A 12149-nucleotide genomic window follows, 5' to 3' on the forward strand; every position below is an offset into this window, starting at 1 on the left:
CTCCCGCGGTCCGCCCACCGCACTCACGGACGAACCGCATAAAAACGGATCGATCCATCCCATCCACGCCCCCCGGCGGCTTCGAACTACTTGTGTCACATCAACCACTGCTCTCACCACGGTGAGGGCGAGGAGGTGGGATCCATGTCCGTTCCCATCCGTGTCAGACACATGGCGGTGGCCGTCGCCTCGACCGGCATCCTGGTGGGCGGCGCGGCACTCGGCGCCGCGGCCCCCGCCATGGCGGCGCCCGCCGCGACGCAGACCGCGTCCGCGTCCGTCACGGGCGACCGCGGCGAGCGGTGCGTCTGGAAGAAGGGCCATTGGGACAAGCGGTGGGTCAAGGGCCACTGGGAGAAGCGCTGGGTCAAGAACCACTGGGACAACCACGGCAACGGGAACTGGAGCGGATACGGGAACGGGGACGGAAGCGGGGACCGTGACCGTGACCGTGACCGCGGTCGCGGCCACGGCGACTCCCAGTGGGGCAACAAGGGTCACTGGAAGTGGGTGTACGTGCCCGGCCAGTGGGACAAGCAGTGGGTCAAGGGCCACTGGGACTGCTCGTACAAGCACCGCTGGTAGCGGCTGCTCCCACCCGCAGCACACACGGTTCGACGAGGGCCCGCACCGCGGGCCCTCGTCGCCGTGGTACCCGTCCGCTCCGGATGCGCCCGGTCCACAACGGTGATGGGATCGGAAACCGACGCACGCACCCGAGGAGCACGGGACCTCAGATGGCGGACAGCACGAACAGGGCGGTGAGCGCGGACGGCGTGAGCGCCGACCCCGACGACGGGCCGGACGCCTTGCTGCTCCGGGTCGCCCAGGGCGACGCGGAAGCCTTCGCCCCCTTCTACGACGCGCTGGTCGCCTCCGTGACGGGCGTGGTGTGCCGGGTCCTGCGGGACGAGGACCAGGCCGCGGAGGTCACCCAGGAGGTGATGGTCGAGGTGTGGAGGACCGCGGCCCGGTTCCGCCCGGAGATCGGGACGGCGAAGGCCTGGGTGCTGGTACTGGCCCACCGGCGGGCCGTGGACCGCGTGCGTTCGGCGGAGGCGCGCGTGGTGCGGGAGGAGAAGGCGGCCCTCCTGAACCTGCTGCCTCCCTTCGACGAGGTCGCGGACGAGGTCGAGGGACGGGACGAGTACGCCCGGGTCCGGCGCTGCCTGGACGCGCTCAGCGGGCCCCAGCAGGAGGCCGTACGGATGGCCTTCTACGAGGGGATGACCTACCGGGAGGTGGCCCGCTCCCTGGAGGCGCCCGAGGGGACGGTCAAATCCCGGCTGCGCGACGGCCTGCACCGGTTGCGCGGCTGTCTGGAGGCGTCCCGATGAGCATCGCGCCCGACCCCCACGCGTCCCTCGGGGCGTACCTGCTCCACGCGATGCCGGCCGACGAGGAAGCCGCCTTCGCCCGGCACCTCGCGGGCTGCGTGTCCTGCCGCCGCGAGGCCGCCGCGTTGGCTCCCGTCGTCGCGGACCTGTGCGCCACCCCGCCGGTGGCGCCGCCCGCGGAGTCACGGGCCCTCGTGCTGGAGGGGATCGCCCGGACTCCTCAGGAGGGCGCCGACTCCCCCACGCCGCCGTCCCACGCTCCGGGTGCACCCGTCGGCCGGGCCGGTGCGCCGGTGGCCCGGGTCCCCGGCCGGGTGCGGCGCCTGCGCTGGGCCCTGGCCTGCTGCGCCGTCGCGGCGGCGGCCTTCGGCGGCGTCGCCCTGTGGCAACACCAGGAGGCCGAGCAGGCCCGCACCGGCTTGTCCGCGTCCAGGCCCGCAGGCCCCGCCCGGGAACTGGCGGAGGTACTGGCGGCTCCGGACGCCCAGGTCAACGCCGCGCGCTTCGAGGACGGGGCCACCGGTTGCGTCATCGTCTCCCGCAGCGAGAGCCGGGCCGCCTTCATCGCGACGGGCCTGCCGAAACTGCCCGCCGACCAGGTGTACGCGCTCTGGTACGACGACGACGGCACCACCCGTTCGGCGGGCACCCTGGCCGGTGGCGGAAGCTGGCACATCCAACTCCTGGACGGGCCGGTCGACCGGGCGACGGCCGTCGGCGTGACCGTCGAATCGGCAGCGGGGTCCACCGGGCCCACCACCGCGCCGGTCGGAGTCGTGGACATTCCCGCCTGACCTGCCGCACGCGGCGGGCCGGGCGGCCGGCCTGAAGTCCGCGGGTTCGGGGAGTGCCGGCCGCCGGTTCTGGGCAGGCGCGCCGAAAGCGGGCAGCAGCGGTGCTGCCCGCGCCCTTACCCCACAGCCGTGACCAGGAGGGTCCACCATGTCGCAGGTCAAGGAATCCATCGCCGTCGACGTCCCGGTCGGTACCGCGTACGACCAGTGGACGCAGTTCGAATCGTTCCCGCAGTTCATGGACGGTGTGGTGACGATCGAGCAGCGGAGCGAGACCCTGACCCACTGGAAGACGCGGATCTCCGGCGTGGAGCGGGAGTTCGACGCGGAGATCACGGAGCAGATCCCCGACACGAAGGTCGCCTGGGTCTCCGTCGGCGGCGACACGGAGCAGGCCGGACTGGTGACCTTCCGCCCGCTCGACCCCTCGCACACCGAGGTCACGCTGCGCATGGACTTCGACCCCGAGGGGATGGCGGAGAACCTCGGCGACAAGCTCGGGTTCGTCGACCGTCAGGTCAAGAGCGATCTGCAGCGGTTCAAGCACTTCATCGAGAACCGCGGTGAGGCGACCGGAGCCTGGCGCGGCCGGATCTGAGCAGCCGGACAGCGGACAGCCGGACACCACGGGCGCCGCACACCCCTCGCCGGCGCACGCTGAGCCCCCCGCCACGTCGTGGCGAGCCCCGCACCAGGACCCGGCCCGGGCGACTTCGGTCGCACCGGGCCGGTCCTGTTCTTGTTGTTCTTGTTCTTGTTCTTGCTTGTTGTTCCCCGTGGATTTCCCACGCCGTTGCGACGGACCACCTCGTGCGCGGCGTCCGCCGTCGGGCCGCAGCCCGACGGTCACCCCCTGCGCGCGCCGGCTCCGCTACGCGCCGCGCCGGCGGCCCGCGTGCACGGCGAGCGCGGCGACGGCCGTCACGGTGAGGACGCCCGCCTCCAGGAACCCGTCACGGGAGCGCCAGGACAGGACGGACCAGCGGGACCGCGCGGACAGCAGCGAGCCCGTACTGAGCCAGGAAGCGGTGGAGAGCAGGGAGAGCGAGGACCCGATGGAGGCGGCGGACAGGGCGGAGCCCACCGAGCCGACGGACAGCACCGAGCCCACGGAACCGATCGACAGGACGGAGCCCACCGAGCCGATCGAGAGCACCGAGTCCTTGGACCAGAGGGAGAGGAAGGAGCCGTCACCCCGGCGGCACGACTTCGTCAACGTACGCGGTTCGATCACCCGTCCATCGTGACACGGGGACGGTCCTGAGGGCCTGTACCGAGCACCGGTCGTGGGACCGAACGGACGGCCGGAACGCGTCCCGCGTTCCTTACTGTGGGTAACTGGACGGCCGGAGGCAAGAATCCGGCCGACCTCCGCGTCCCGGCGGCGCGCCCCCGGGTCCAGTACGGCCGCCGGGGCTACGGTCACGGAACGCCACGCCGGCCCGGCGGGGTACGGCAACCCCGCCCGGGCGCCCGCGGGGCGGGGAACCGCGCTGCCCGAGCGCCTGCGCCGCCGGGCGGTGCGCCGGTGGCCGAACTAGGCCGTCCGCATCGGGACATGGGAGAAACTCCTGTTCAGGGGGGTTTCCCGCAGCCGGGACGGATGTCCTGGCCGCATGCGGCGCAGCCGACCGGGTGTGCGCGGGGTTGACCTCCCGCGGCACTTCGCACTCCTTCCCGGCAGGGCACAGGAGCAGGCCCGCCGGGGCCGGGCCGGACCAGTACGAGGGCATGGGGCACGACATGAACACCGACGCGATATCCCTGCGGTTCACGCTGCTGGGCCGCCTGCGGGCCTGGCGCGGCCCGCGGGAACTGGAGTTGGGTTCGCGCCAGCAGCGGACCCTGCTGGCCCTGCTGTTGTTGCGGCAGGGTCGACCCGCGCCCGTCGACACCTTGGTGACCGACATCTGGGGCGACCTGCCGCCGGCCCGTGCCGTGGGGTCGCTGCGCACGTACGTCTCTCGGCTGCGCAAGGAGATCGAGACGCCGGACCCGACGGGCGAGGGGCGGCGGGTGCTGGTCTCCGAACACGGCGCGTACGCCCTGCGGGTGGCCCCGGAGGCGGTGGACCTCGGGCTGTTCCAGCGGGACGTGACCGCCGCCGAACTCGCCCGTGCGGCGCGCAGGCCCGAGGAGGCACGCGTCCTGTTGCACGGCGCCCTCACCCTGTGGGGGGAGGAACCCCTGGCCGGGTTGGGAGGTCCGGGTGTCGAGGCCGAGCGGAGCAGGTTGGCCGGTCTGCGGCTCGCCGCCCTGGAGACACGGCTCACCCTGGACGTGGAACTGGGGCACCACATAAGGGCGTTGGCCGAGCTACGCGCGTTGACGGAGCAACATCCCCTGCGGGAGCGACTGGGCGCCCTGCTGATGCGGGCGTACCTGCTGAGCGGCCAGGACGGGGAGGCACTGGCCGTCCACGACCGGACGCGTCGGCTGCTGGCGGCGGAGTTCGGGATCGACCCGGGGCGCGAGATGGCCGCGATGGCCGAGGGCATCGCGCTCGGCGCGGGCGGGGCGCGTGGTGCGGGCGGCGTGGGCGGTACTGCCGGCTCGGACGGTACCGGCGGACCGGGTGACACGGGCGGTACGGGCAGTGCGGGCCGATCGGACGCGGGCACCAGCGGGAAGGGCCCGGCTGCGAGGGCCTCGGGGTGCGAGGGGCCGTGCGAGGGGGCCGCCATCGGGACCGGACCGGCGGACACCCCGCGCTCCGGACGGCGATCGGCGCCGGAAGATTTCCGACGGCCGGCCCAACTGCCGCGCGCCCTTGCCGACTTCACGGGCCGCGAGGAGACGCTCGCGCGGGTGATCGGCGAGCTGACCGGTGCGCGGAGCGACCCAGCGGAGCCGGGCGCGGCCCGGCCGGCTCCGGTCGTCGTGGTGTCCGGCTCCACCGGCATGGGCAAGAGCGCGCTCGCCGTGCACGCCGCCCACCGGGTGCGCGGCCACTTCCCCGACGGCCAGCTCCACGCCGACCTGCGCGCCCCGGACGGCACTGCGGTGGCGCCGGCGACGGTCCTGGAGTCCTTCCTCCGCGCGCTCGGGGGCGCCGGCCGGGCGGTGCCCGAGCGGCAGACCGACCGGGTGGCGCTCTACCGGTCGGACCTCGCCGAGCGCCGCGTCCTGGTGGTCCTCGACAACGTCGAGGACCCGGCGGCGGTCGACGACCTGGTCCCCGGCGGTCCGGGCTGCTCCGCGCTCATCACCAGCACCACCCGGCCCTCCGGGCTGGCCGGGGCCCGTCACACCCATCTGGACGTGCTCTCCCGTACCGAGGCGTTGACCTGGTTGGAGGCGGCGATCGGCGCGGCCCGCGTGGCGGCGGAACCCCAAGCCTGCTCCGAACTGGTCGAACTCTGCGGGGGGTTGCCGTTGGCGCTGCGGATCGTGGCGATGCGGCTCGCCACCCGACCGGCCTGGGCCGTCGACTCGGTGGTGGGCGCGCTGCGCGGCCGTCACCGGTTGGCCGTGCTCGGGATCGCCGACCTCTCCGTGCGGGAGGCGTTCCGGCGGGAGTACGGGTGCCTGCCCGCTCCCCTGCGGTCGGTGTTCGCCCGGGTGGCGCTGCTGCGGGAGCCGGACGGGCGGTTCGGGCCGGGCGCGGTGGCGCCGGCCCTGGGGGTTCCGCCGGCCGAGGCCCGCGCCCTGTGCGAGGAGTTGGTGGACCGCAGCTGGCTGGAGTCCGCGCTGCCCGGCCGCTACCACGTGCACGGCCTGCTGCGGGAGTTCGCCGTGTCCGTCCACCGGGACGAACTGGCGCCCCGCGCCGACGGGGACCGGCCCGTGGCGATGCTCTTCGCCCCCGACGGGGCCGACACCCGCCTCGGCAGCCGGTCGTCGCGGCCCCCGCGCGGCCTGCGGGAGGGTTTGGCCTCCTGACCCGGGCGGGTGGCCCCTCCCGCCCGCCCGGGCGCCCCGTACGCGCCCACCGCACCCCCGCGTGCCGTTGAACGCCGCGTCCGCCGGGCCCGTGTCCTTCGTGGTCACCCGTACGCCGCCGCGGCCCGCGCCGCGAAGGCAACCGTGCTCCCGATCCCGAGCGCGGACCCCGACACCGACGCGGTCCGGCCACCCGGATCCCCGGCCCCGGGGCCCGCACGCCTCGACGGCACGCCCGTCGCGGCCCCTCCCGAACCCCGTTGGAGAACCTCCCCCGTGCCTGCCGCTCACCGTCCGACCGCCGCTCCGTTCCACGCCTCCGACCCGGCGCCGCCCGCCCTGTCCTTCCGGGTGCTCGGCCCGCTGCGCGTGCGGACCGACGGGGTCGAGACCGACGTACGGCCGCCCCTGGCGGCGGCCCTGCTCAGCACCCTGCTGCTGCGGCACGGCCGCCGGGGCAGTACGCAGGCCCTCATCGACGCCGTGTGGGGCGACGGCGCCCCCGGCGGGGCGCCCGGGGCCCTGCGCGGCCACGTCGCGGCCCTGCGCCGGGTGGTCGAGCCCGGGCGGGCGCCGCGTACCCCGGCGCGGGTGCTCGTCTCCCGCCCGAACGGCTACGCCCTCCACCTGCTGCCCGACGCCCTGGACCTGACCGTCTTCGACCGGCGGGCCGGCAGCGCCGCCCGGGCGGTGCTCGCGGGTCGGCCCGGGGACGCCCTCAAGCTGTACGACTCGGCGCTGGCGCTGTGGGACGGGGACGATCCCCTGCCCGGCGTGCCCGGTCCGTTCGCGGCGGCGCAGCGTTCCGCGCTGCGGGAACGGCGGCTGGCGGTCCTGGAGGACCGGTGGGAGGTGGTACTGCTGCTCGGCGGTCACGCCCGGGCCGTGGAAGAGCTGCGCGGGGCCGCGCAGGCCCATCCGCGGCGCGTACGGCTCCAGGAACTGCTGATGACCGCCCTGTACGAGTCGGGCCGGCAGACCGAGGCCCTGGACGTGCACGCCCGCGCCCACGAAGCCCTGCGCGGCGCGGACGGGCCGGGGGCCGGGGCGGGACTCGACCGGATGCGCCGGCGCATCCTGGCCGGCCCGGGCGCCACCGACGACGACGGCCCGGGCCGGGGCGGGCCGTCGAGCAACGAGCATCCGGCGATCGTCACGGTCGACCCGGCGGCACGGGAGCGGGGTTCGGGGGCCGGCCGGCCGGCCGCGCCCTTGCCCGTACCGGCCGCCGCACGTTCGATGTCACCGGCGCTGAGCCTGCCGCCCGACCCCGCGGACCTCGTCGGGCGCGACGCGGAGGTCGTGCGGTTGCGGCAGGTCCTGGAAGGCGGCTCGGTGGCGGCGTCCGGCGCGATCAGCGGCATGGGCGGCGTCGGCAAGACGGCCCTGGCCGTGCGCGTCGCGCACGAGGCGGCGGCGAGCTTCCCCGACGGGGTGTTCTTCGTCGACCTCTGCGGCATGGACGACCGGCCGGCCGACCCCCACGAGGTCCTGGGCGACCTGCTGCGCGCCCTCGGGGTGGCCCCGGCGCAGTTGCCGGCGGAGACCGTCGAGCGGGTCGCGCTCCATCGTGCGCTGCTCACCGACCGGCGCGTGCTCCTCGTCCTCGACAACGCCCGTGACCTGGACCAGATACGCGATCTGCTGCCGACCGCGCCGGGCTGCGCCCTCCTGGTGACCAGCCGGACGTGGCTCACCGGGTTCGGCAACCTCGGTGGGGCGACCCTGGTGCACCTGGAGGAACTGGCCGACGGGGTGGCCCTGGACCTGCTGGTCCGACTCGTCGGGGAGCAACGGGTACGACGGGAGGAGGAGGCCGCGCTGGCCCTGGTCGCCGACTGCGGACGGCTGCCGCTCGCCCTGCGCGTCGTCGCCGCCCGGATGGTCGGCTGCCCGACCCTGTCCGTCGCGGAGACGGGCCGTCGACTCGCGGACGAGCGGCGGAGGTTGGCGGAGCTCAGCGGCGACGGGGGCGCCGTGGAGGCCACCTTCCGGCTCGGTACGGCGCTGCTCACCCCGCACCAGCTGCGGGCGTTCCGGTTGCTGGCCCTGCCCGACCTGCCGGAACTGGGCGCGATGAGCGCCGCCGCGCTGCTGGACCGACCCCGGGCGGAGGCGGAGGCCCTGTGCGAGGCCCTCGTCGACGCCAGTCTGCTCCAGTCCCCGGCGCCGGGCCGCTACCGCTACCACGACCTGCTGCGCCTGTTCGCCCGGACGTCCGGGGCCGAGGAACTGCCCGCCTTCGACCGGGGGTCGGCGATGCTGCGGTTGCTGGACGCGTACACCGGCATGGCCCGCGAGGCCTACCGGACCGCGACCGCGGGCGACCCGTTCCCGGCCGACGAACCGCCGACCCCGCAGGCGCTCTCCCCGGCGGGGGCGCCCACGGGCCGTCCGGGCGGCGGTGGGCGGCCCGATCGCCGGTTCACCTCCCCGGCGGAAGCCACCACCTGGCTGTTCGACGAACGGCTGCACCTGCTCGCGCTCGTCGAGCAGGCCGCCGGTTTCGCGGAGGTCCCGGCGTCGGTCTGCGCGCACCTGCTGCTGGCCACGGACCCGTTGGGGCGCGACAGCACGGGCAAGCGGCACCTGGAGCGGGCCGCTCGCGCCGTGCTGGCGGCGGCGGAACGGTCGGACGACGCGGTGGCCGGGGGCATCGCGCACTTCATGCTGGGAGGTTCCTTCGCCATCCGCTTCGCGATGGGTCGGGCGCTTCCGCACCTGCGTACGGCGGCCGACGTCTTCCGTCGTGAGGAGCGGTGGCCGCTGCTCGCCCACGCGTTGAACGCCCTGGGTGGCTGCGCCCTCGCCCAACGGGACTTCCCGACCGCCGTGCGCCTCCTCACCGAGGCGCTTCCGCTCAGCCTGGAACCGCCCAGCCCGGCCTGCGAGTCCGTCACCCTCGGCTTCCTCGCCCTGGCCCAACTGGCCACCGGGCGCGCCGAGGAGGCCGTACGGTCGGGCCGCACCGCGGTCGCGTTGGCGCGGTCCTGCGGCGACGCCCCCGGTGAGGCGAACGCGTTGCGCTCGCTCGGACAGGTCCTGCTGTACACGGGGCAGCGGCACGAGGCGTTGGCGTGCATGCGCACCAGCCTGCGGCTGTGGCGTACGACGGGCTCGGCGTTCCGGGAGGCGCTGGTGTTGGGCGGGCTCGCCGAGGCGTTCAACCTGCTGGGCCGGTACGAGGAAGCCGTGGCCCATGCCACGGAAGCGCGCGACGTCGCCACGCTGCACGGGGACGCGTACCTGCTCGGTCGAGCGCTGACGCAACTGGGGGACGCGGTCGCGGCGTTGGGTCGGGCGGGGCAGGCGGCGTACTACCGCCGGCAGGCGTTGCAGCTCTTCCGGGACCTCGGCATGCCGGACGCGGCGGACGTCGAGGCGCGCCTCGGTACCGGCTGACCGGCGCGGCAGCGTGCCGCGCGTCCGCTTGGAACAGGGCGCGGCCCCGGCGGCGTTGACGTCCGGTTGATGCGCTGTTGACGTCGCGCGAGCAGGGCGGTGACAGGCTCTTGTCACCGCCCCCCGCACGGATGTCCTCTCCCCTTCGGAGGTCCCTGCCGGGGGGCGGCCCGGGCACACCGCGGCATCCCGGGACCGCACGCCGATCTGCTGAGGACTCCCCTTTGGACCCCCAGGCTCTGCTCTTCTCCTTGTTCACACCGGAAGGTCGGGAAAACCCGTTCCCGGCGCTGGAGGCGCTCCGCGAGAACTTTCCGGTCTACTACGACAAGGACCTCGACACCTACTTCCTGACCACGTACGCCGATTGCCAGGGCGTGCTGACGGACACCTCGTTCCGTACGCCCGACCTGAGTTGGTGCGAGGACAACCTGCCGGACTGGCGCGAACACCCGGCCGCCGACTTCTTCTACGCCTCGATGCTCCGCGCCAACCAGCCCGACCACACCCGGCTGCGCCGGCTGATCGGTGCGGGGTTCACCCCGCGCCGGGTGGCCGCGCTGAGTACGGCGGTCGAGCAGCTCACCGACTCCCTCCTCGACGAGTTCGCGGCGGCCACGACGGACGGCGCCGCGGCCAACTTCCAGGAGCTGGTCGGGTATCCGCTGCCCGTGGCGGTCGTCGGCGAGCTGATCGGCGTACCGGCCGAGGACCGGCTGCGGTTCCAGCGGCTGGGCGGCGACGCCAGTCGACTGCTGGAGCCGGTGCGCACCGAGGAGGACTGGGCCCGCGCCGATGCCGCGGTGACCGAACTGCGCGCCTACTTCGAGGACCTGCTCCGGCGCCGGGCCGTCGAGCCGCGCGAGGACCTCGCCACGGTGCTGCTGGAGACCGGCCAGGGCCAGGAGCGGCTCAGCCGGAAGGAGGTCATCGACACCCTGATCCTCACCTTCGTCGCCGGTTTCGAGACGACCGCCGCCATGCTGGGGATCGCCACCCACGCCCTGCTCACCCACCCCGAGCAGTTGGCCGCGCTGACCGCCGACCCCGCGCTCGCGGCGCAGGCGGTCGACGAGGCGCTCCGCTGGGACACGCCCGTCCAGATGACCGAGCGGATCGCCTCCGAGGAGACGGAGATCCGCGGGGTGACCGTACCGGTCGGCGCCAACGTGACCACCGTGCTGGCCGCCGCCAACCGCGACCCGGCGCAGTTCCCCGACCCGCACCGGTTCGACGTGCGCCGGACCGGGAGCAGGGTGCTGAGCTTCAGCGCCGGTCCGCACTACTGCCTCGGCGCGGCCCTGGCCCGGCTGGAGGGTTCCATCGCCGTCCGTCGGCTGTTCGCCCGCTTCCCCGACCTGGCCCTGGCGGGGACACCGGTACGGCGCGAGTCCTTCAGCCTGCGCATGTACGAGGACCTGCCCCTGACCACCACGGCCGGATCGGCGGCGACCCGTCCGCGGGCCGCGGTCGGCGCGACGACGACGGCGAAGGACTGAACCCATGGCATTCCTGGACACCGAACGCGCGGTGCTCGAAGCACTGCTCCCCGGCCTCGACGCCGAGCTGGCCCGCCATCCGCTGGCCGAGCTGGAGCGGCCGGGCAGCCCGGCCGTCGCCGCGTTCCGCGCGGCGGGCGGCGCGGCGCTGCTGGTGCCGCGGGCGAACACCGGCCTCGGCGCAGATCCGCTGCAGGCCGTGCGGCTGCAACGCGCCGTCGGCGCGCGCTGCCCGTCGCTGGCGGTCGCCACGACGATGCACCACTTCTCCGTGGCGAGCCTGGTGGAGGCCGCGAAGAACGGCGCCGGCTTCGAATGGATGCTGCTGGAGGCCATCGTCGGCAAGAAGATGCTGCTGGCCTCCGGGTTCTCGGAGGGCCGCACCGGCCAGTCCATCCTGCGGCCCGCCATCCGGGCCGAGCGTCGCGGCGGCGAGATCGTGCTGAACGGCAGCAAGAAGCCGTGCAGCCTCGCGCACTCCATGGACCTGCTGACGGCCTCGGTGGTGATGACGGACGAGGACGGCGCCGAGCGGCTCGGGGTCGCGATCGTCCCCGCCGACACCCCCGGGGTGTCCGTGCGGCCCTTCTGGCGCAGCTCCGTACTGGCGGGCGCGGAGAGCGACGAGGTCGTCCTGGAGGACGTCGCGCTCGACCCGCAGATGGTCGTGCTCACCGAGGTCACCGCCGATTCGGTGCTGGACCCCCTGAACGTCGCGGGCTTCCTCTGGTTCGAACTGCTGATGTCGGCGGGCTACTTGGGTACGGCGAGCGCCTTGGTGGAACGCGTCCTGCTGCACGGCCGCGCGCCGGCCTCGGTGCGTGCGGCGCTGGTGACCGAGGTCGACGCGGCGATGCTCGCGGTGGAGGCGGTGGCGCGGACGATGGGCGAGTCCCCGCAATGGGGCGAACCCCTGCTGGTCTCCGCGCTCACCGCGCGCTACGCCGCGCAGGACGCCATCGCACGGACCACGGCGACCGCGCTGGAGGCGCTCGGCGGCATGTCGTTCATCGGCTCCGACGAGGGCACCTACCTGGCCTCGGCCGCCGCGGGCCTGAACTTCCACCCGCCGTCCCGGGCGCGGATGGCCGAGCCGCTGTGCGCGGTGCTCGACGGCGAGCCGCTCCGTGTCGGCTGACGGCGGGAGCGCGGCGCCCGGCGCTTCCGGTCGGGCCCCCTCCTCCCCGACCCCGACTTGGGTCGCGGCCGAGGCGGATCCGGGGGATGCGGATGCG

At 74.7% G+C, this 12149-nt stretch carries 9 protein-coding genes; 8 read left to right on the forward strand and 1 reads right to left on the reverse strand.

Annotated elements, in window-relative coordinates:
• Positions 1–144 precede the first annotated feature (144 nt).
• From AB0D46_RS28165 to AB0D46_RS28180, 4 genes are all read left to right on the forward strand, one after another.
• On the forward strand, positions 145–585 hold the full coding sequence (locus tag AB0D46_RS28165) for a hypothetical protein (RefSeq protein WP_362881492.1): 441 nt from the start codon (positions 145–147) through the stop codon (positions 583–585).
• A gap of 152 nt (positions 586–737) precedes the next feature.
• Positions 738–1337 carry an ECF RNA polymerase sigma factor SigK gene (gene sigK, locus AB0D46_RS28170; protein WP_362881494.1) on the forward strand — a complete coding sequence of 200 codons (600 nt, stop codon included), beginning with the start codon at positions 738–740 and terminating at the stop codon, positions 1335–1337.
• On the forward strand, positions 1334–2131 hold the full coding sequence (locus AB0D46_RS28175) for an anti-sigma factor (RefSeq protein ID WP_362881495.1): 798 nt from the start codon (positions 1334–1336) through the stop codon (positions 2129–2131). The genes sigK and AB0D46_RS28175 overlap by 4 nt, the downstream gene beginning before the upstream one ends.
• 148 nt (positions 2132–2279) lie before the next feature.
• Entirely contained in the window at positions 2280–2729 is a 450-nt protein-coding gene (locus tag AB0D46_RS28180) for an SRPBCC family protein (RefSeq protein WP_362881497.1), read from the forward strand.
• Between the two features lie 273 nt (positions 2730–3002).
• On the opposite strand, the gene AB0D46_RS28185 is transcribed toward AB0D46_RS28180, so the two are convergent.
• Positions 3003–3362 carry a hypothetical protein gene (locus AB0D46_RS28185; RefSeq protein WP_362881534.1) on the reverse strand — a complete coding sequence of 120 codons (360 nt, stop codon included), beginning with the start codon at positions 3360–3362 and terminating at the stop codon, positions 3003–3005.
• Between the two features lie 512 nt (positions 3363–3874).
• Between AB0D46_RS28185 and AB0D46_RS28190 the strand changes: the two genes are divergently transcribed.
• From AB0D46_RS28190 to AB0D46_RS28205, 4 genes are all read left to right on the forward strand, one after another.
• Entirely contained in the window at positions 3875–6013 is a 2139-nt protein-coding gene (locus tag AB0D46_RS28190; RefSeq protein ID WP_362881498.1) for a BTAD domain-containing putative transcriptional regulator, read from the forward strand.
• A 276-nt stretch (positions 6014–6289) separates the two neighbouring features.
• Positions 6290–9415 carry a BTAD domain-containing putative transcriptional regulator gene (locus tag AB0D46_RS28195; protein WP_362881500.1) on the forward strand — a complete coding sequence of 1042 codons (3126 nt, stop codon included), beginning with the start codon at positions 6290–6292 and terminating at the stop codon, positions 9413–9415.
• 224 nt (positions 9416–9639) lie between these two features.
• On the forward strand, positions 9640–10914 hold the full coding sequence (locus tag AB0D46_RS28200) for a cytochrome P450 (protein WP_362881502.1): 1275 nt from the start codon (positions 9640–9642) through the stop codon (positions 10912–10914).
• A gap of 4 nt (positions 10915–10918) precedes the next feature.
• Positions 10919–12052: an acyl-CoA dehydrogenase family protein gene (locus AB0D46_RS28205; RefSeq protein ID WP_362881504.1), complete on the forward strand. Its 1134-nt coding sequence runs from the start codon at positions 10919–10921 to the stop codon at positions 12050–12052.
• Positions 12053–12149 lie beyond the last annotated feature (97 nt).

The sequence above is a fragment of the Streptomyces sp. NPDC048383 genome, assembly GCF_040651775.1.
Taxonomy (GTDB): Bacteria; Actinomycetota; Actinomycetes; order Streptomycetales; family Streptomycetaceae; genus Streptomyces.

Excerpts from the sequence above, each read along its gene's own strand:
- AB0D46_RS28165 (WP_362881492.1), top strand. The coding sequence starts at position 145 with ATGTCCGTTCCCATCCGTGTCAGACACATGGCGGTGGCCGTCGCCTCG.
- sigK (WP_362881494.1), top strand. The coding sequence starts at position 738 with ATGGCGGACAGCACGAACAGGGCGGTGAGCGCGGACGGCGTGAGCGCC.
- AB0D46_RS28175 (WP_362881495.1), top strand. The coding sequence starts at position 1,334 with ATGAGCATCGCGCCCGACCCCCACGCGTCCCTCGGGGCGTACCTGCTC.
- AB0D46_RS28180 (WP_362881497.1), top strand. The coding sequence starts at position 2,280 with ATGTCGCAGGTCAAGGAATCCATCGCCGTCGACGTCCCGGTCGGTACC.
- AB0D46_RS28190 (WP_362881498.1), top strand. The coding sequence starts at position 3,875 with ATGAACACCGACGCGATATCCCTGCGGTTCACGCTGCTGGGCCGCCTG.
- AB0D46_RS28205 (WP_362881504.1), top strand. The coding sequence starts at position 10,919 with ATGGCATTCCTGGACACCGAACGCGCGGTGCTCGAAGCACTGCTCCCC.